This is a genomic window from Alteromonas sp. P256, assembly GCF_036864455.1.
Classification (GTDB): Bacteria; Pseudomonadota; Gammaproteobacteria; order Enterobacterales; family Alteromonadaceae; genus Alteromonas.
Genome location: NZ_JAZETM010000003.1, coordinates 76124 through 94711, shown reverse-complemented (window position 1 = coordinate 94711; position 18588 = coordinate 76124). Strand labels below are relative to the sequence as shown.

Annotated in this window: 13 protein-coding genes and 2 tRNA genes; 4 read left to right on the top strand and 11 right to left on the bottom strand. The window is 43.1% G+C overall.

What is annotated here, in order from left to right:
- Positions 1-82: 82 nt before the first annotated feature.
- From infB to V7R39_RS06010, 9 genes are all read right to left on the bottom strand, one after another.
- Positions 83-2665, bottom strand: coding sequence for a translation initiation factor IF-2 (gene infB, locus V7R39_RS06050; protein ID WP_334029316.1), 2583 nt, complete (start codon positions 2663-2665; stop codon positions 83-85).
- 24 nt (positions 2666-2689) lie between these two features.
- A complete protein-coding gene (gene nusA / locus V7R39_RS06045; protein WP_334029313.1) occupies positions 2690-4186 on the bottom strand; it encodes a transcription termination factor NusA in 1497 nt (498 codons plus the stop codon).
- Between the two features lie 45 nt (positions 4187-4231).
- Positions 4232-4690, bottom strand: coding sequence for a ribosome maturation factor RimP (gene rimP / locus V7R39_RS06040; RefSeq protein WP_163107119.1), 459 nt, complete (start codon positions 4688-4690; stop codon positions 4232-4234).
- Between the two features lie 300 nt (positions 4691-4990).
- Complete coding sequence (locus V7R39_RS06035; protein ID WP_334029310.1) at positions 4991-5992, bottom strand: response regulator; 1002 nt, start codon at positions 5990-5992, stop codon at positions 4991-4993.
- Between the two features lie 12 nt (positions 5993-6004).
- The gene (locus V7R39_RS06030) at positions 6005-9337 is read right to left on the bottom strand and encodes an MHYT domain-containing protein (RefSeq protein ID WP_334029308.1); all 3333 of its coding nucleotides are present in this window, start codon (positions 9335-9337) and stop codon (positions 6005-6007) included.
- Between the two features lie 509 nt (positions 9338-9846).
- Positions 9847-9923, bottom strand: a tRNA-Met gene (locus V7R39_RS06025).
- Positions 9924-9976: 53 nt separating this feature from the next.
- A tRNA-Met gene (locus V7R39_RS06020) sits at positions 9977-10053 on the bottom strand.
- 193 nt (positions 10054-10246) lie between these two features.
- Positions 10247-10549, bottom strand: coding sequence for a 4a-hydroxytetrahydrobiopterin dehydratase (locus V7R39_RS06015; RefSeq protein WP_334029306.1), 303 nt, complete (start codon positions 10547-10549; stop codon positions 10247-10249).
- A 164-nt stretch (positions 10550-10713) separates the two neighbouring features.
- Complete coding sequence (locus V7R39_RS06010) at positions 10714-13434, bottom strand: TonB-dependent receptor plug domain-containing protein (RefSeq protein ID WP_334029304.1); 2721 nt, start codon at positions 13432-13434, stop codon at positions 10714-10716.
- 410 nt (positions 13435-13844) lie between these two features.
- Here V7R39_RS06010 and V7R39_RS06005 point away from each other — a divergent pair, with 410 nt between their 5' ends.
- Both V7R39_RS06005 and V7R39_RS06000 read left to right on the top strand, forming a co-directional pair.
- On the top strand, positions 13845-14750 hold the full coding sequence (locus V7R39_RS06005; protein ID WP_334029301.1) for a mechanosensitive ion channel family protein: 906 nt from the start codon (positions 13845-13847) through the stop codon (positions 14748-14750).
- A 62-nt stretch (positions 14751-14812) separates the two neighbouring features.
- A complete protein-coding gene (locus tag V7R39_RS06000) occupies positions 14813-14968 on the top strand; it encodes an entericidin A/B family lipoprotein (protein ID WP_081926709.1) in 156 nt (51 codons plus the stop codon).
- 169 nt (positions 14969-15137) lie between these two features.
- Here V7R39_RS06000 and V7R39_RS05995 read toward each other — a convergent pair whose 3' ends face one another.
- On the bottom strand, positions 15138-15584 hold the full coding sequence (locus V7R39_RS05995) for a MaoC/PaaZ C-terminal domain-containing protein (RefSeq protein WP_032096575.1): 447 nt from the start codon (positions 15582-15584) through the stop codon (positions 15138-15140).
- Positions 15585-15805: 221 nt separating this feature from the next.
- On the opposite strand from V7R39_RS05995, the gene V7R39_RS05990 reads away from it, so the two are divergent.
- Complete coding sequence (locus V7R39_RS05990) at positions 15806-16708, top strand: LysR family transcriptional regulator (protein ID WP_163107125.1); 903 nt, start codon at positions 15806-15808, stop codon at positions 16706-16708.
- Between the two features lie 327 nt (positions 16709-17035).
- A complete protein-coding gene (locus tag V7R39_RS05985; RefSeq protein WP_334029292.1) occupies positions 17036-17434 on the top strand; it encodes a DUF3718 domain-containing protein in 399 nt (132 codons plus the stop codon).
- A 140-nt stretch (positions 17435-17574) separates the two neighbouring features.
- On the opposite strand, the gene V7R39_RS05980 is transcribed toward V7R39_RS05985, so the two are convergent.
- The gene (locus V7R39_RS05980; RefSeq protein WP_334029290.1) at positions 17575-18546 is read right to left on the bottom strand and encodes an alpha/beta fold hydrolase; all 972 of its coding nucleotides are present in this window, start codon (positions 18544-18546) and stop codon (positions 17575-17577) included.
- Positions 18547-18588: the final 42 nt, after the last annotated feature.

Below are 18588 nucleotides of genomic sequence, written 5' to 3'. Positions count from 1 at the left end.
CCTTACCCTATTTATAATAAGCGTATAGACAAAAGCGGGAGCACTCGGCCCCCGCTTTTTAAATGCCAATTAAAACAGGCAATTAAATTTCGCGCTTAACCTCAACGATTTCGAAGACCTCAATTTGGTCACCTACTTTCACATCGTTGTAGTTCTTCACGCCGATACCACATTCCATACCGTTACGAACCTCTTGCACGTCGTCTTTAAAGCGACGTAGCGACTCTAGTTCGCCTTCGTATATAACAACGTTTTCACGAAGTACACGGATTGGGTTACTGCGTTTAATGTTACCTTCGGTAACCATACAACCTGCAATCGCTCCAAGCTTAGGCGATTTGAATACGTCACGCACTTCAGCCAAACCAATAATTTCTTGTTTGAACTCAGGTGCAAGCATACCGCTCATGGCCGCTTTCACTTCGTCGATCAGGCTGTAGATTACGCTGTAGTAGCGCAAATCAATTTCTTCCGCTTCAAGCACTTTACGCGCAGATGCGTCGGCACGAACGTTAAAGCCAACAACAATTGCACCAGATGCCGCTGCAAGTGTAGCGTCAGTTTCAGTAATTCCACCCACACCGCTACCAACGATGTTAACTTTTACTTCTGATGTAGAAAGTTTAGTGAGTGATTCAGCAATCGCTTCAACAGAGCCCTGCACATCGGCTTTAAGTACGATGTTCAATTCGCTCACGTCGCCTGATGCCATGTTCGCAAACATGTTTTCAAGTTTCGCTTTTTGCTGACGTGCTAATTTAAGCTCACGTTTCTTCTGATGACGCTTCGCAGCTACTTCACGAGCTTTACGCTCATCTTGCACCACTGCCGCATCTTCACCGGCAACCGGTACACCAGATAAACCAAGTACTTCAACAGGCGTTGATGGACCAGCAAACTTCATCTCTTGTGCATTTTCATCGCGCATTGCACGAACACGACCATACTCTTCACCACATAACAGGATGTCACCCGGGCGAAGTTGTCCTTCTTGAACCAATACAGACGCTACAGGACCACGGCCTTTATCAAGACGTGATTCAATAACGATACCGCGACATGGACCTTCAGGTACCGCTTTTAAGTCAAGCAATTCAGCTTGAAGTACGATAGCTTCTAGTAACTCTTCAACACCCATACCAGTTTTCGCTGATACGTTACAGAACTGGTGCTCACCGCCGTATTCTTCTGGAATAACTTCAAGTTGAAGTAGCTCGCTCTTAACGCGATCAGGGTCCGCAGACTCTTTATCCATTTTGTTTACAGCAACAATCAAAGGAACGCCAGCCGCTTTAGCATGCTGAACCGCTTCTTTAGTTTGTGGCATAACACCATCATCGGCAGCAACAACCAAGATAACAATATCAGTCGCCGTTGCACCACGTGCACGCATTGCGGTAAATGCCGCGTGTCCCGGTGTATCTAGGAAAGTAATCTCGCCGTTATCAGTTTCTACTTTGTAGGCACCGATATGCTGAGTAATACCACCGGCTTCTCCGTCTGCTACTTTAGCGCGACGAATGAAATCGAGTAGTGATGTCTTACCATGGTCCACGTGACCCATGATAGTTACTACTGGAGCACGAGTTGTTTTAACACCGTCCATGCCTTCAGCGAGTAATTCATCTTCTAGCGCATTGTCGTTCACTAACTCAAACTTATGACCCATTTCTTCAACCACTAAAACGGCTGTGTCTTGGTCAAGCACTTGGTTAATGGTTGCCATCTCACCCATTTTCATCATGGCTTTGATAACTTCATTAGACTTAATCGCTAACTTGCTTGCTAATTCACCAACCGTGATAGTAGCGCCAAGTTTAACTACTCGCTCTACAGGTTGTGCAGGCTTGTTAAAGCCTTGCTTAAGGTGTTCACCAGCATGTTTTTTCGACTTGCGACGACGGCGTGATGAACGCTCAACCTGCATGTCTTCTTCGTCTTCTGCTTCTTGAGCATAGCGATTTGAGTGCAAGTGAACTTCTTCAGCTTCCGCTTTTTTACGGCGCTCTTCTTCTTCTTTCCAGCGACGTTCATTTTCTTCAGCTAGTTTACGCGCTTCTTCAGCTGCCTTTTTGGCATCTTCTTCAAGCTTCTTCTGAGACTCTTCTTCTTGAGCCTTACGTAAACGTTCTTCTTCTTGGCGGGCTTCTTCTTGCTTCGCTTTTTCAGCTTCAGAAAGCTCCGGCTCGTTTTTCTTGCGCGCTTCAGCGTCTTTCTTAGCTTGCTCTGCACGGCGGGCACGCTCTTCGTCAGCCGCTTTCTTCGCTTCTGCTGCTTTACGTGCTTTTTCTTGGGCTGCTTGCTTAGCTTCTGCTGCCGCTTTTTCTTCAGCTTCGCGCTTAATACGCTCTTCTTCCTGACGCTTCGCTTCTTCTTCAACGTCAGTACGTTTAACGTAAGTACGTTTTTTGCGTACTTCAACTTTTACTTCTTTCGACTTTCCAACGCTTAGTGTACTGGTCGTCTTGCGCTTTAATGTCATGCGCGTGGGCTCTGCTGAGCTACCGTGTTGCTTACTTAAATGATCCAACAGTTTTTGTTTCTCTTCTTCGTTAACTTGACCGCCGGCATTCTTTACAATACCCGCGTCTTTAAATTGGCCAACCAATCGGTCAACGGTCGTACCAATGTCGCTGGCGAGCTTTTCTATAGATACATCTGCCATTACGTAATTATCCCCCTGTTGACCTTACTCTTCTTCACTGAACCAAACGATATTACGAGCAGCCATTATTAATGTACCTGCAGTTTCGTCGTTAAGTTCATCGATATCATTGATATCATCGGTGCCTTGTTCTGCTAATTCTTCTAGGTCGGTAATACCGCGGCTGGCCAACACATAAGCCACGTGTTTACTCATACCTTCAAGATTTAATAAGGCTTCTGTCGGTTCTGCACCTTCAAGGGACTCTTCATCCGCTAGTGCTCGCGTAGTTAGAAAGGCACGCGCTCTTGTACGCAGTTCTTCAACGGTATCTTCATCTAATCCTTCAACCGCTAAAAGTTCACTTACAGGAACGTAGGCTACCTCTTCTAAAGTGGTAAAGCCTTCATCTACTAGTACTGATGCAAAATCTTCATCAATATCAAGACCAGCTGTGAATAAGTTTAGTACCTTCGCGTTTTCTTCTTCGTGCTTCTTGTTGAGATCGTCAACCGTCATCACGTTAAGTTCCCAGCCACTTAGTTGGCTGGCTAGACGTACGTTTTGACCGCTTCTACCAATTGCTTGCGCAAGATTATCTGCTTCAACTGCTACGTCCATCGTGTTGTTATCTTCATCAACAACAATCGATGCTACCTCTGCAGGCGCCATGGCGTTGATAACAAATTGCGCTGGATTCTCATCCCACAATACGATATCGACACGCTCACCGCCTAGCTCTCCAGATACTGCCTGTACGCGTGAACCACGCATACCAACACACGCACCTACTGGGTCTAAGCGTTTGTCGTTAGTTTTAACGGCAATTTTTGCTCGTGAACCTGGATCCCGTGCTGCAGATTTTATTTCTAATGTCTCTTCCGCGATTTCTGGTACTTCAAGGCGGAATAATTCAACCAGCATGTCTGGGTGAGTACGGCTAATAAATAGCTGTGCACCACGGGCTTCTGGACGAATAACATAAAGTAGACCACGTACTCTATCACCTGGACGGAATGTCTCTCTTGGGAGCATATCGTCGCGGTAAATAACACCTTCTGCGTTATTACCTAAATCAATAATGATGTTGTCGCGGTTAACTTTCTTAACCGTACCAGTCACTAACTCGCCAACTCTGTCTTCATACTCAGCAATCATTTGCTGGCGTTCTGCTTCTCGAACTTTTTGTACGATAACTTGTTTTGCCGTCTGCGTAGTTATGCGGTCGAACTTGATGGATTCAATCTGTTCTTCAACATAGTCACCCAATTCTATCTCTGGCTCATCAACCTGAGCTGCTGAAATTGTAATTTCAGCGTATGGGTTTTCTTGTTCTTGGTCATCCGGTGTAACTAACCAGCGACGGAATGTGTCAAAGTCGCCAGACGTTCTGTCGATACTTACACGAACTTCTATTTCGCCTTCATTTTTCTTTTTCGTCGCGCTTGCAATCGCAAACTCTAACGCTTCAAAAATCTTTTCTCTAGGCACTTGTTTTTCATTTGAAACGGCTTCCGCCACTAACAAAATTTCTTTATTCATTTTCGCCTCTCTTTTGCCTTCGTCGATGAAAGCAGAGCTGTTCCGTTAATCGAACGTGGGAACAACGTTACCTTTTTCGATATTCGCCACAGCTAACTGGAACTGTTGGCCATCCACTTCAATACTTACCATGCCGTCTTCGCAAGAAAGTACTTCGCCTTTGAAATTACGTCTGTCGTCCATCGGCATAGACAAACGAACTTGAACCACTTCACCTACAGAAGCCTTGTAATGCTTTTCATTGAAAAGCGGTCTATCCATTCCCGGTGATGACACTTCCAAGTTGTATTCGGTACTGATCGGATCTTCTACGTCTAATATTGCGCTTACTTGATGACTAACATCTGCACAATTATCAACGGAAATACCATTCTCGTGATCAATAAAAACGCGAAGAATAGAATGTTTCCCCGCACGTACAAACTCGACACCAACCAACTCAAATCCAAGTGCTTCAACACCAGGATTTAGCATTTCGGTTAGTTTATCTTCAAGTCTTGCCAATCCAAACCTCCAAAAACGAAAAAAGGGCCATAAGCCCACCTGTCATCACCTAGAGAAACGTTACTTCACTAGGTTTTAATACAACAAAAAGCCCCGGACTAGCGGGGCTTTTTGTTGTAATTCTGAACCCTATACCATCGCGTTTAGAAAGCGACATCTATGTGGGTAAAAACACCGTCAGGTGATAGCTTGCTATTAATAAGTGCGTTACTTTCCTAAAAACTTGAGGGAGCCCGCTCTCATTACTTAATCACTGCATTATACGTACAGGTACTGCATTAAGCAACAGCGATACAAAATTTACTCTATTTCTTTAAACGCCTCTTTAATTTCCACTATCTTTGGCAGCATTGCCACAAGTAGATCTACTAGCTTGGGTTCAAAGTGTTTACCTTTCTGACTCTGAATAAATTCTACCGCCTTTTCGATACTCCATGCTTCTTTATAAGGCCGCTTACTTGTTAGCGCGTCAAAAACATCGGCAAGTGCACAGATGCGACCTTCTATAGGAATCTCCTCCCCTTTCAAACCTTTAGGGTAGCCCGTTCCATCCCATTTTTCGTGGTGTGTCATCGAGACGGATTTGGCAACCTTTAGTAATAAAGAATCGCCGCAATCACCAATTATTTCTGCGCCAATCTCAGGGTGGCGCTGCATATCCTTAAACTCCTCATCCGTCAGCTTCCCTGGTTTCAGCATAATACTGTCAGCAATACCTATTTTTCCGATGTCATGCATCGGGGCAGCGTGAAGGAGCGTCGTGGCTTGCTCCTCAGATAAACCATACGCCAATGCCAACTCTCTTGAAAAATGGCTCATACGCATCACATGCATTCCGGTCTCATTATCTTTATACTCAGCGGCGCGTCCTAGCCGCTGAACTACGTGCAGACGACTTTCCATAAGCGCTTCAGCGCGAACTAGACTTAAGTGCGTTTTTACTCGCGCTTTAACCACCGCCGGTGATATAGGTTTGGTAATAAAATCAACAGCCCCCACCTCGAAGCCTTTTGCTTCATCCATATCTTCAGTTAGCGCTGTTACAAAAATAACCGGAATGTGCATTGTGACTTCATTGCTTTTAAGAGACTCACACACTTCAAAGCCTGTCATTCCAGGCATCATTACATCTAGTAAGATAAGGTCTGGTTTACGCACTGAAGCTATTTCCAGCGCCTCATACCCATCGCGAGCAAACACTAACTGGTACTGCTGCGAAAGAAGTTGTTTGAGAACTCGCAAATTTGCGGGCTCATCGTCAACAAGTAACAATACCGGATTAGCTATTTTTGTCTCAAGCATAGTCAGCCTCTACTATGATTCTAAATTTGTAAGCAGTTCATCGACGTATTTTAACGCCGATTTGAAGTCGAAGTTATCAATATGGAACAGTATTTGAACTACCGCGTCTTCGTGTGAAGAGGCGGCCTCGTTACGCAGAAAAACTAACTCACTCTCATCTATCATGTTTTGAAGCAGGCTTTGCTTTAATTTAACAAGATGCTCAGTCAACACTGCATTGTCTGCCAAAATGCTCTCTGTGCTTTTTCCCGTAAGACTATTTGCCCCAGTGCTACTGCTTGAGCCTTCAGAATAAGTGTGCACATTTTTATCAGCATTATTTAAGGTCGCTATGCAAGAAGCTATATCGTCCAAATCGTGCTTCAACAACGCTAATTGGTGGTTATCTATTTGCTGATGCTTAAGTGTTTGCGACTCGATAGTTTTAACATGCCGATAGAACGAAGTTAGACATAGATTTCCGGAGGTTCCCTTTAACGTATGCAAAGCAGCAATTGCATCGTTTGAGTGACTGTTTGACACGGCGCGGCCAAGCGCAGTTAACTTATCGCGAGCAAGATTGAGAAATTTGGATAACTCTAAGAGCACCGTCTTTTCGTCACCCCACATTAAGGTAGCTCGTGCTAAATCAATAATGTCTTGATTATGAGACACGCCCGTAGTTTGACTAGAGATACCTTTACTTACCAATAGCTCTTTTCCATCTGGCGACTTTGCTTTATCAAATTCTAGTGAAAGTACATCGTTAGTGTCTTCCTCCAGAACTCTCGCAACCTCTTGCATTAGTACGGCAAAGTCGACAGGTTTGTTCGCAAATCCTTCCATGCCAGCTTGTTTTGCCGCCAATCTATCCTCAACGAGTACGCTAGCGGTAAGTGCTATCATAGGCACATGGACTAATTGGTTGTCCTTTTCGAATTGACGACGCTGTTTTGCTGCGCTAAGTCCGTCTAACTTAGGCATTTGTAAGTCCATAAGCACAATATCGAAATCCTGCTCCTTCATCATTTTCAACGCTTCTTCTCCGTCTTCGGCTGACGTAACCTCATGACCAGCGCGGGTAAGGAACAAAGTAAGAAGCTCAGTATTTTGTCGGACATCATCGGCAACTAAGACTTTTAGAGACCGTCTGATATTCGAATGAGATGTGCGTGAAGATTTTGTTTTTACATGAGCTTCAACAGGCTCAAGAGGCAAAGAAAAAGTAAAAGATGAACCTTTATTCTTCTCGCTAGAAACGGATATCGAACCTCCCATTAACTCAACAAGCTGTTTTGAGATTGTTGTGCCAAGTCCAGTACCTCCATATTTTCTGCTCATTGAGGCATCTGCTTGAGAAAAAGGGTCGAACACTCGCTCTACTTGTTCTTTTGTCATACCAATGCCGGTATCGGCCACTTCAAAGTAAATATCGTCACTGTGCTGATACACTGAAACAACGACTTCACCTTCGTGGGTAAATTTAACTGCGTTGCCAATGAGGTTGTTAAGCACTTGCCTAATTCGCTCTGGTGCACCGACAAACGTGTCTACTAGCTGGGCATTTAGCGATAAACGCAAGTCAACGTGTTTTCGCTTCGCTTCTAACCAAAACGTGGAAATAACCAAGTCTAGCTCCTCTCGTAAAGAAAACTCTCTGAGCTCAATATCGAGCTTTCCTTTATCGAGTTTGGCACTATCAAGAATGTCGTTGAGTAAATGCAACAGAGACCGAGCAGAGCGATTAATAGTAGTAAGATGCCCCTTCTGGTCTTGGCTTGTAGCCTCAATTAACATCAGGTCACTAAAACCGATTATGGCATTCATGGGCGTACGAATTTCATGGCTCATGTTAGCAAGGAAAGCCGCTCTGGCGGCAGCGGCCTCCTGCGCTTTGTCTCGAGCAGCTTTAAGCGCATTCTCCATATTTTTTCTTGGCGTTATATCTGAAATAAAGCCATCAATATATTCTGCTTCGCCATGCTCATTGTTAACGATTGCTCCCTGCTCAATAACCCATTTGACCTCACCATCTTTCGTAATTATTCGATACTCAAGAATGAAAGTCCCCTCGCCTGCTGACTTTTCTTTAATGTATTCACTATCGTCTGGATGATATAGAGAAGCGAAACATCGCTTGGGGTCAGGTAGCGTAAAATCATCCGACTCATAACCCGTTAACTCTTTTACCGCGTCGCTTAGAAAAGTCATCTCCTGTTTTGCATTCGCCAGCTTGCGATAGGCCATACCGGGTATGTTGGCGATTAAACTTCTAAATTTAGCCTCACTCTCTCTTAATTTGTTTTCTATCGCTTTTCGCTTTCTCATGTCTGAAGCAAACGAAACAAAGATGCCTCTCCCATTAATTCGGGTATGGCCAATCCCCGCTCTTACCGGGATCCTCTCTCCACCTTTCCTAACGACCTCGGCTTCAAGCCCTCTGCCAATTGTCCGTTCTTCTTCAAAGGAGGTCTTTTTGTAAAAATCTGGACCGTAAAGATGTCGACGTTCCGGCACAACCAGCTCATTGGCATGCATGCCAACGAGTTCAGAAACCGTGTAACCATAGACATCGCCAGCGGCAGGATTGGCGGTGCGGATTATACCGTCATCACCAAAGGTAATAATGGCATCTACAGCAGTATTAGTGAGAGCACGCTGCACTCGCTCACTTTTAATAGCTCGCGTCATTGTATCTCGATATTTAAACAATAGACTCACGCCTAACGCCGATGCAATGAGCACAGTAGTCACTACCGCGGTTGCGACAGCCAAATATGCTGTGATATTCGGTGGCTGAGAAGTAAGCTCAAACCCAGGTGGGAGTACAAACCGTGCTGCAGCCATACCAGTGTAATGCATACCCGCAATCGCAAACCCCATAACAACACTGGCCAAAATAATGTGCCGAGTGAGCGCTCGTTTTGATTTGGCGCCAACCTTGATGCCAAACTTTATCCATAGAGAGAGCACGGCCAAAACGACTGCAACAGCAACAGATAAAAGAAACATAGGCAGGTCGTAACGTAACAACGGCGCCATATCCATCGCAGCCATGCCAATGTAATGCATACAACCAATGCCAGACCCCATCAAAACTCCGCCTTGCACAATTTCAGAAACAGACACTTTCCTCTTTGTTAATAGGTGTAGTGCAACCCAAGAAGCCGCTACTCCGGGTAAAGCAGACAGCATTGTTTCTGAGATGTAGTAACTTACTGGTGTACAAAGCTCCAAAGCTAGCATACCTAGGAAATGCATGGACCAAACGCCGCCTCCTAAGGCAAAGCTTCCAGTGATGAGCAGAACACTTTTTCTTACTTTATGTTTAGTTACAGATGCCTGATTGGCTACATTAAAAGCCATGAAAGACGCAAAGACCGCGATAAGCAGAGATAGAAGTATGAGAGGAAAGTTATAGGAACCCTCAAGAAAAGAGGCATTTGTGTCAAAAGTGAAAAGTTCTAAGAGAGTCATTAAACAATAAAACCAAAAAATTGCAGCCAATACGTGCGCAAATTAGCACACAATATAATTCTAGCGACGCGTATTAATGAAAACTAGACTAATTGATATTTCAAATAGAGCGTTTCTTGAACTTCTTCGATGGTTTAGACGTGATTTAAATAGTTAACCGTAAATATAGAGTAGAGCCTCATCTGCGCAAATGAAACATAGTTAATAAATTATAGTATGGTTAATAAATAATAGTAACGAGCAAGGCTAAGCCCCTATGCTTTGGTTACATTGCAGAAGCAGCACAGTTTATTGAGACTGATGGTGTTTTATGGCGGTTAGTAAAGAATGCTAATTCAGGAGATATTACAGTGTTTCAAATACAAAAAAGCCCCAACAAATGCTGAGGCTTTTAAATGTGGTTGCGGGAGCAGGATTTGAACCTACGACCTTCGGGTTATGAGCCCGACGAGCTACCAGACTGCTCCATCCCGCGTCTGTACGGTAAAATGTGATATTCACATTTTAAAAATTCTGGTATATTTTCAGTGGTTGCGGGAGCAGGATTTGAACCTACGACCTTCGGGTTATGAGCCCGACGAGCTACCAGACTGCTCCATCCCGCGCCAGAAGATATCGGTTGAGATTGCTTGGCTTTTCTTCCTCGCCTCAACGTGGAGCGTATTATACATAGGGACTTTTCTAACACAAGCGTCTAACATCAAAATATTGCATTTTTCTGACTGTTCGCAGGTTTATTGAACAATGTGTGCAAACATAATACAAAATAATGTGCTTTACCCGCTTTTACGTCTCTATCTATTTAAACTTTTCCATTTTTTCAGCCAGTGAAAAGTCGAGATCACTCAATCCATCAACATCATGAGTGGTTAATTTTACTTCCACTTTGTTATAAACATTAAACCATTCGGGATGATGCTTAAGCTTTTCTGCCCAAATAGCAATTTGTGACATCCAGCCAAACGCTCGAATAAAACTTTTAAATGAAAACGTCTTTGTTATTGCATCACCGTCTCTCAACCATTTGTCACCATCAACGACCAATTCGTTGAGTGTGATTAATTTTGACTCAATGGCGGCGTCATCTAGTTTTGTTGTCATTGCACTATCTCCTATTGTTTTAGATACTCTAAAGAACTCAGCGTTAAATTGACAAGTAACCGCTAATATTGACATGCCGAGTTTCAAGTATCAGTGGTGTAAAATGTTTACAAAAAAGCCGGCATCGAAGCCGGCTTTGCTATTTTTATATAAAAAGCTAACTATTAAAACTCAACAGCAAGCCTCGCATATATTTGACGACCTCTTGGATCGTGAACCTTAGAATCGAAACCACTGTTTGTGAAAACCTGAGGAGGATTTTCATCAGTTAAATTAATGCCCCCCACTGTTAGTAGGTAAGAAGTTTGAGTGTCAATCAGGGCACTGAGGTCTACATTAAATTGAGCATCAAAAGTTACGTGACTTTCAATCTCTTTCAGACCAGCATTGCCGCAGCCCTGTGATATTATAGTTCCGTCCGCGCAGTTTTGGTCATCATCGTAGCTGCTTGTGTAACGCACGAATAGATTGGCGCTGTAAGCTTCTTTCCTCCAAGTTAAGCCAAGGTTTGCTCGCAACTCTGGTGAAGATACTCCAATATTCGTAAAGTTTCTTCGACCAACACCATCAATTTGGCCTGCTTGCGGGTCATCCAAGTCATAGCCCAGCACGTAAGTCGCTGATAAATTTGGTACAAAAGTACCCAATTCAGATTCAATTTTGTAGCTTGTTACAAAGTCAATTCCGTTTGTTTCTAAAGAACTCGCATTCACAAAAGTATTGTTAACTTGCAAAACTGGACCCGTCAATGGGTCACCCGCACGCACTATGCGTGACGTGTCGGTAGGGTTAAGGTCTAAAAGAGCCTGTGCACTTTCCTGAATAATCAAATCTTCAAACTCAAAATTCCAGTAATCTAACTCTATCGATAAGTCTTTGAAAGGTTCAAAGGACACGCCAAAATTGTACGCCGTAGATTCTTCTGGTGTGAGATCTTCATTACCTAAGGTGCGAACCGCCGCGAATGCGTTACCTTGTACCACTGAGTCTGTCAACTGTTGTAAGCTTGTTGCACCGCCGTTCCGCATAAATATTGATGGTGCTCTAAATGAGGTAGAAATAGATCCCCTTAACGAGAGGTCATCAGAAAACCGATAATTGAATGCAACTTTAGGATCTATAGTATCGCCAATACTACCGCCATAATCTTCATAACGCAGGGCCAATTGAATATCTAATTGATCATTTACAGGCAAGGCCATTTCAGCGAAGGCCGCCCAAACATCCAATTCACCACTGAAATCAGGGTTACCAATAACAAATGAAAAGCTGTCCTGATTTGATAATTGATCATAGTCTTGGCTTAGCTCTTCTTCACGGTACTGCATTCCAACGGCAAGACCAGCAAATCCGCCGCCCATTTCAAAAACATCGAATGAAGCGAAACCTTCCAACACTTGCAGTTTTGACTCAGAATCAATGACTTGATCCGCTGAAAACGAGTCTATAACGTATTGCGAATTTGGTGAGGTAGTAAATGACGTAGCGAAAGGATTGAAGTATTCACAAGATCCTTGACCTGGGACTGAAGATGGGCTGCTTGGATCACAATTTGCTCCACCGAAACCCGATAATGCTAGATTGAACTCCGTGTTTAATACATCTTCAACGCTAAATAAAAACTCATTTTTTGCGTTGGTGTAACTAATTTCCCAGAAGCCGTTGTCCAGCTCACCTTTAAGGCTAGTATTAAATCGAAATGTTTCTGATTCCGTGTTTGCAGGATCTGCATCAAAACCATTACCTTCCGCTCGTCCTAAAAACTGGACCGCTGTACCAAACGGATTATCCGGATGAGTAGCTGGCACTACAGGCCCGCGTAAATTTGGAAAACTTGGTGCTCCACCACGTTCAGCACGATTACGAGCCATTCCAAATTCCGTGGCCCACATGAGGGTGTCTGACAATTCGTAATCAGATTTCACGAATATATTTAGACGACTCTCTTCGGGAACGTAAGAATAACCGGGACCAAAGTCATATTGGCAAGTTCCTAAATCAAGCGAGCCGAAACCAGGATAAGGAACGGTCGCTGCAATATTTGCATTACCACCAAATTCTGCACAACCAGTAGGATCAATAACGGGAACGCCTGGAGGAATTCCGGGAACGCCAAAATACGAACCTGGATTACCTAGATTACTACTATCGTCTTGTGGACGAGAAAGACGTCTGTCTGACAAGAACAATGGGTCGCGACTTGTATAACTTACAGCAGCCATCACATTTCCATTATCAGAGCTGGCCCCCCACAATCCTTGCAGTACATACTCAGAATTATCTCCATGCGCACCATCTTGATAATCTGCTGTAATCTTAGCCCCCTCATAATTACGTTTTGTTATGAAGTTGACTACACCGGCAACAGCATCTGAACCGTAAAGAGCAGACGCACCATCTTTAATAATTTCAACACGATCGATAGCTATCATCGGTACTAAAGAGCTTGTATCAACGAAGTTTAAACCTTCATTAGTTTGTTGAGAGTTGACCACTTGACGTCGACTGTTGAGCATAACCAAAGTTGAGGCAACACCCAAACCTCTTAAATTAATGTTTGAGGTTCCCGCCGTCGCATTCTGAGTGAATGCGTCCGGGTTATTCTCGGCGCCTGAATTAATAGTAAGTGTTTGTGTGATATCTGCGATATTTTTTGCACCAATCGAGTCGATTGCGACGCTGTCTACCACTGCTAGAGGAGAAGGAGATTCAAAGTTTTCGCTGCGACGAACGAAACTACCGGTAACAAGAATAAGTTCAACCTCCCGTTTTGCTTCTTTCTCATTTTCGGTGTCAGTTTCTTGGGCTGTTGCGATCATGGGAGAGCAAAGTAATGCAGCGCCAACATAAGCAGCAACTGCAGTTTTACGCGTATTCAATTTCATAGTGTGATTCCAAATCTGGGCGTTTCACTACCGGCAAATATAATCTCGCGTTCCGCTAGCGACCTGCTATTCGATTTTCTGTTATTTTTATAAGGGCATAAACAACCTATGTCCTCAAATTGATACTATGCCTGATTCCTAATTTTGTAAATTTATTGTGAATAATATGTTTACATTAATTTTACACATGGTCTGACCAGATATACTTTAGAATAAGTTTTGCGATGAGTATCGATAATAATGAGTAGAAATTGCGGATAAGGCGTGAAATTAGTTCACAACCTGCAACCCCCTTGTTATGGATGAAATATAAACCTCAACAAATTCATAACCTTAAAAGATTTGAAAAAGCGGAACGGTTCTTGTTACCTCCTCTCCATTAATTTCAAATAGAAGAAAACAACACGCTTATGGAAATACCTCGCATCGACGACGTGTATAAATTGCTCACCGGAAAGTTAGAAACTTGGATGGAAAGCGCAATAACTATCCTCCCTAACATAGTGGTTGCACTACTCATTGCTATCGCATTTGGCTTTATAGCAAGGGTTGTAGGAAATATCGCCGGTACTGTGATGCGTCGTACGTTTGAATCTCGCCAGATAGCGGGGTTATTAACATCTATTGTTAAATCGCTTGTTTTGATAGCCGGTATTTTTATTGCTCTTGATTTCGTGGGTTTAAAGGGCACGGTAACATCGCTATTGGCTGGCGCAGGTATTATTGGTCTAGCCATCGGTTTTGCGTTTCAAGATATGACAGAGAACTTTATCGCCGGTGTTGCAATGGGCATCCGCAAGCCGTTTGAAATTGGTGATGTAATAAAAGCAGAAGGCGTATTTGGTAACGTAAAAAGTATTAACTTGCGCAATACATTGGTAGAAACATTTTACGGTCAGGTAGAAGTTATACCGAACAAGATTTTGTTTAGAAATATTCTTACTAATTACTCCACTCTTGGAAAAAGGCGATTAGAAGTTCCTGTTGGCATATCCTATGCCGATGATATTGAAAAAGCAGTCAAGGTCATTGTCGAGGCGATGAAAGATAAAGAGTACGTCATCATTAAAGATGAAACTGCGGTATATGCCGAATCCTTTGGCGACTCTAGTATTAATTTAGTGCTGTGGTTTTGGATAAGCTACCCCGGTGAACATGGCTTTATGGGCGTACGCCACGATGCAGTATGTACGGTTAAAACCGTTCTGGAAGAAAACGATATTCTAATTCCGTTTCCAATTCGTACTTTGGATTTTAATTCAAAAGGGAGCGATAACCTTGACACTATGCTCAAGGACAAAGAAGAAATTCAGTGAACACTGATGTGCGACAACTAATGGATAGAATGACTATTCAAATCATAAAACGGAGATACACTATGAATAAGTTAATAGAGTCAAAGATTTTAAGAACTGCGTTTTTTGCACTAGTAATGGGTGCAAGCATTGGTGGCTGTGCCACGGTTGAAGGCGCTGGAGAAGATATTGAAAGTGCTGGCGACGCCATTGAAGATGCCGCTGACGACGCATCATAAGCTAGTACAGATAAGCGTATTAGTTCAAACATCAATGGACTAACAAAAAAGCTAAGTCGGGACTGTACGTCTGTGTATCATGTACATGGGCGTACAGTACCGGCTGATATACTCGAATGCTCGTCGCCCTACCCTCAAAACGAGCTTTGAATAAACGTAAAGGTTGGCGTTAGGCCAATACAGCAAGCATTAAAAAAGTCCCTACCAGTGCGGGTTTCCCGCTTGATTTTAGCATACAGCTAGCTTCGACCTTGTACAATTTCCCTTGAGGTTTATCTGAAATATCAGTGACTTTAAATTGATATCGAATAGCATCATCACGTCTCACAGGCTCTAAGAAACGTAGCTTATCCATGCCATAGTTTATGGTTGAAGCAATTTTATCGCTGTGCCCTACAACTTGTGAAAATGCATTAGGCATTAAGGATGCAGATAGAAAGCCGTGGGCAATCGTCGTTTTAAATGGGCTTTCTTTAGCGCAGCGTGCTTCATCTAGATGGATCCATTGGTGGTCGCCAGTGGCATTGGCAAACTGAGTTATCATGTCTTGTGACACGACAAGCCATTCTGACTGTTCAAATGTATCACCTACTGATAAATCGATGAGTGTTTTCATTGGTTTGTATCCTGTCCTATTTGTAATGTTACTAAACTACTATTACTAAGATGAATGTTTCAATTAACTTTTAATAATAGGTATTTATAAATATTCTTGTTACACTCTCGTAAACAATTAGTGGTTGCTGTGAACATAATTGTGACATTTAATTACGTCATCATAGCTACCGTTTTATCTATTGGCTTTTTCAGGGCACTCGCCCCACTGAAGGATTACTTATGAATCTCAATAGAGTCGACTTGAACCTTTTTGCTGTGTTCGATGCGATATACACAGCTGGCAGCTTAACAAAAGCAGCCGATGTCCTCTGTATAACGCAACCTGCCGTGAGTAACTCATTAGCAAGATTAAGAGAGATGTTAAACGATCCCTTATTCGTGCGCACAGGCCACAGCATGACGCCAACGCCCGTGGCGCAAAATATCATCGTTCCAGCTAGACAAGCACTCGCTCTATTGCGAAAAAGTGTGCAAGAAAGCCACACTTTCGACCCGCTTACGGCTGAAAAATCATTTAATTTTGCGAGTCGAGACTTGTTAGAAGCGAGTATCATGCCCCGTCTAGTGTCTCGCCTTCAAAATTTAGCACCTAATATCGGTATAACCAATTATGAAATACCCCGAAGCCAGGTGGTGTCAGCAATGGCAAGCGGCACATTAGATTTTTTTGCCGATGCGTCTACCTTTACCGACCCCCACTTGTGCAAAGATAAAATTGCTCAAGACAGGTTTGTGGTATTAGCGAGAAAAAATCATCCGGCGCTTAAGAACGGCCTAGATTTAGAAACGTTTTTGCGCTTAGGCCATATCAACGTATCTCAAAGAAAGTCGGGAGCAGGCCCTATCGATATTGCACTGGATAAAATGGGTAAGCGCCGGAAAGAAGTTATGCGCGGTCAGCACTTTTTAACCGTGCCTAGTACCATTGTTAAGACCGATTTGATTGCGTGTTTGCCATTCCATTTGGCCAAGCACTACGACCTAGCTATTTATGAAGTACCTTTTGATTTACCGCCAGTAGAATATTTTTTATATTGGCATGTCAGTGCTGATCATGATTATGCTCATATGTGGATGCGAGAGCAAATTATGGAAGTGGCGAGCACCTTTAAGCCTCACTGAGCCTTTTAGATATCAATTGTTAAACACCCCATATTAAGCCCCAATGAGATTAAAAGCTCATTGGGGCTTTTTTCAATGTCAGCTTGATACTAGCAACATCCTTTTCTAACAAAATTGTGATTTTCAATCATTGGCGATAAAGCGCATATAAAACACGCAAATCATTAATACTAAAAGTTAAAAGCAACACTAAAGTAGCATGGACTTTAGTATAGGGTATGAATGCCCATACTTAGTTATCTGTTTGTATGTTTTTGCTTTCCCCGACATTGCGTTTAATTAAGTCGTACACAAAACGACCACCCATATCGAATAGGAATTTTAACCATGTTGAAAATAGTTAAATCTTCTCTACTAATCGCCGCGTCTACTATCGCCTTTTCAAACGTTGCTCAGGCGGACGACATTAATGATGCCCTTGCTAACATCTGCACTATTGTGGAAGCAGACGACAAAGGCGAACTACGTAAAAAAATGCGTCGTGTGCAGTCAGATTACAGATTAAAGTTACGTGATTATTATTCAGGCGTATCATGCGGTGGCCAAAGCTTGATTAGAACAGCACTTTCTAGCAACGCAGTTGAAGTCGGTACGCTACTTGTTAAAAAAATGCCAAGCAAAGATTTGCAATCGCCTGAAGCAGACGGTAAAACACTGCAAGCATGGATAGCAGAACAGGGATTGCAGTCCTCGCCAATTTCCGAAGAGCTAAACAGCAGAATTTAAGACTCACACATAGCTAAACCGGAAAAAGCGCCTCATAAGGCGCTTTTTTAGTTAAATGACAGACTAACAGGCTATATAACCTCAAAATTGAGGTAGTCCAGTCCAGCTCCTATCACCGATAAATAAACGTTAATTAGGCGCTAAATAAACGCTAACACTCTATCAGACGCCCAGTTTGGAAACTCTCGGTGGATCCAATGTGTTGCTGTCTCGTGATAAATAACTTCACAATGAGGTACATACTTTTCAATCCCGCGCAGCACTGCATTATCAAATGCTAAATCGTTTCTTCCCCACAGCACTAGCGTAGGTACCCCAATATGAATATTGGGAACATGAATAGTCTGTAGCTCTTCGTCCGACGCATCAACAGGAGGGATATCTTGAGGCATGCATCTGTAGTAATTAAGCATTGCGCTAAGGCGTGCCTCTTGACTCCAATCATTCAACAACGTAGAGGCATAATCCCACTGCTGCTCAAAAAACGCTTCCCCAAGCATGTCTTTAAGTAACTTGAAATCTGTAGATATCAAACTCGACACTGCGTTTTTATCACGTAGCGAAAAAATATACTGGCTCTTCACCCGTTGTTGTTTGCTTACGATTAAAGATTGAGTGAATGTGGATGGATGCGCAGCATTTAGTATAACCAGTTTATGAATTAAGTCGGGATGAAAAGCAGTGAGCGGCCAAGCAATAGCACCTCCCCAGTCGTGAGCAACCAAAATCACCTTTCTGCCTTTTTTGACATTCTTAATAAAGGTGGCCATACGTTTTATCAACGCAGGAACTTCATACTGCCGTTCTTCACTTAAGGGATCGGAAAGGTGATAACCGGGTAAGTCTGGCGCAACAATATCGTAGTGCAAAGGTAAGGTACCAATGAACGCTTCCCATGCATGAGCGTTTTCAGGAAAGCCATGAAATAATACAAACAATGTATTATCGCTGGTGAGTTCTTGGCCTAGCTCCGCTGAGGGTTCTTTAACTAGCTCCGCTGAGGGCTCTTTACCTAGCTCTGCTGAGGGCTTTTTACCTAAACCCGCCGAGGGCTCTCTACTCAAATAATGAATGCGTTTTCCATCAATTGTCACGTATTGCGATTGCAACATAACACTCCCCCATAGGCAGGAAATAAAAAAGCCGGGAAGCGT

What these genes read in the sequence shown, in the direction of transcription:
- V7R39_RS05980 (WP_334029290.1), bottom strand. Translation starts at nt 18,546, where the DNA reads ATGTTGCAATCGCAATACGTGACAATTGATGGAAAACGCATTCATTAT.
- V7R39_RS05995 (WP_032096575.1), bottom strand. Translation starts at nt 15,584, where the DNA reads ATGAAAACACTCATCGATTTATCAGTAGGTGATACATTTGAACAGTCA.
- V7R39_RS06035 (WP_334029310.1), bottom strand. Translation starts at nt 5,992, where the DNA reads ATGCTTGAGACAAAAATAGCTAATCCGGTATTGTTACTTGTTGACGAT.
- V7R39_RS06010 (WP_334029304.1), bottom strand. Translation starts at nt 13,434, where the DNA reads ATGAAATTGAATACGCGTAAAACTGCAGTTGCTGCTTATGTTGGCGCT.
- infB (WP_334029316.1), bottom strand. Translation starts at nt 2,665, where the DNA reads ATGGCAGATGTATCTATAGAAAAGCTCGCCAGCGACATTGGTACGACC.
- V7R39_RS06030 (WP_334029308.1), bottom strand. Translation starts at nt 9,337, where the DNA reads ATGGCTTTTAATGTAGCCAATCAGGCATCTGTAACTAAACATAAAGTA.
- V7R39_RS05985 (WP_334029292.1), top strand. Translation starts at nt 17,036, where the DNA reads ATGTTGAAAATAGTTAAATCTTCTCTACTAATCGCCGCGTCTACTATC.
- V7R39_RS06000 (WP_081926709.1), top strand. Translation starts at nt 14,813, where the DNA reads ATGAATAAGTTAATAGAGTCAAAGATTTTAAGAACTGCGTTTTTTGCA.
- V7R39_RS06005 (WP_334029301.1), top strand. Translation starts at nt 13,845, where the DNA reads ATGGAAATACCTCGCATCGACGACGTGTATAAATTGCTCACCGGAAAG.
- V7R39_RS05990 (WP_163107125.1), top strand. Translation starts at nt 15,806, where the DNA reads ATGAATCTCAATAGAGTCGACTTGAACCTTTTTGCTGTGTTCGATGCG.
- V7R39_RS06015 (WP_334029306.1), bottom strand. Translation starts at nt 10,549, where the DNA reads ATGACAACAAAACTAGATGACGCCGCCATTGAGTCAAAATTAATCACA.
- nusA (WP_334029313.1), bottom strand. Translation starts at nt 4,186, where the DNA reads ATGAATAAAGAAATTTTGTTAGTGGCGGAAGCCGTTTCAAATGAAAAA.